1 protein-coding gene is annotated in these 1332 nt (G+C 69.1%); it reads left to right on the forward strand.

What is annotated here, in order from left to right; translation table 11 throughout:
* Positions 1-37 precede the first annotated feature (37 nt).
* Complete coding sequence (locus ACZ7DE_RS41000) at positions 38-1273, forward strand: IS701 family transposase (protein ID WP_470769650.1); 1236 nt, start codon at positions 38-40, stop codon at positions 1271-1273.
* Positions 1274-1332 lie beyond the last annotated feature (59 nt).

The raw sequence follows: 1332 nt of genomic DNA on the forward strand, positions 1-1332 counted from the left end.
AGAACTGTTTGCGCGGTGATGAGGGCAGCCTCCCCGCGTGATCGACGACCTTGCCGACGCGACCTGGGACCGTGAACTCGACGAGCTCTTCTTGCGGATCGGCCACCGTTTCGGCCGCGCCGACCTGCGACGCCGCATGCGTGACTACGTCCGCGCCCTGCTCGGCCCGGTCGGCCGCAAGAACGGCTGGCAACTGGCCGAATACGCAGGCCACCGCACCCCCGACGGCCTGCAACGGCTGCTGAACGGAGCCACCTGGAACGCCGACGACGTCCGCGACGACCTGCAGACATACGTCGCCGACAAGCTCGGCGAGGCCGACGGGGTCCTCATCGTCGATGACACCGGCTTCGTCAAGAAGGGCACCACCTCCGCGGGGGTGCAGCGCCAGTATTCCGGCACCGCCGGCCGCACCGAGAACTGCCAGATCGGCGTCTTCGCCGCCTACGCCACCACTCGCGGACGCGCCCTGGTGGACCGCGAGCTGTATCTGCCCAAGTCCTGGACGGACGACCGCGAACGCTGTCGCGCAGCCAAGATTCCTGATGAGAGGGGCTTCGCCACCAAACCAGAGCTGGCCAGGGCCATGGTGCTGCGTGCACTTGCTTCCCCGCTGCCGATCGCCTGGGTGACCGCGGATGCCGCCTACGGCCAGGAGTGGCGCTTTCGCCGGATGCTGGAAGAAGCCGCCGTCGGCTACGTGCTCGCCGTCCCGAAGTCCCAGCCGGTGCCCCGCTTCGGCCGGATCGACTATCTCTTCGGCCAGGCGCCGGATGAGGCATGGGAGCAACGTTCGTGCGGCGACGGCGCCAAGGGCCCGCGCGTCTATGACTGGGCGGCGCTCCAGCTCCCGGTGATGGAGGACTTCGACGGCGAGCTGCCCAGCCATCACCGCTGGGCGCTGGCCCGGCGCAGCATCAGCCGACCCGATCAGATCGCCTACTACCTCGCATACGCGCCGGTGGGCACCGGCGTCGACCGGCTCGTGCGTGTTGCCGGGCGCCGGTGGGCGATCGAGGAATGCTTCCAGGCCGCGAAGAACGAGTGCGGTCTGGACCAATACGAAGTCCGCCGCTACGTCGGCTGGATGAGGCACATCACCCTGGCCATGCTCGCGCATGCCTTTCTCGCGGCCGCGGCGGCACAGGCGGCGGCAAAGGGGGGTGCAGAAACGGTTCCGCCCTGGTTTCGCTCACCGTGGCAGAAGTCCGCCGGCTCCTGGCATCTGGCCCCGCACACCGGCCCCGCCCGCCGCTTCGCATCCATGCGCTGAGATGGTCGCGATGGCGGCGAAGGCGTCAGGCCATAGCCCGGCACTGTCACTACCAACGC

It is taken from the genome of Streptomyces sp. NPDC037083 (assembly GCF_055606485.1).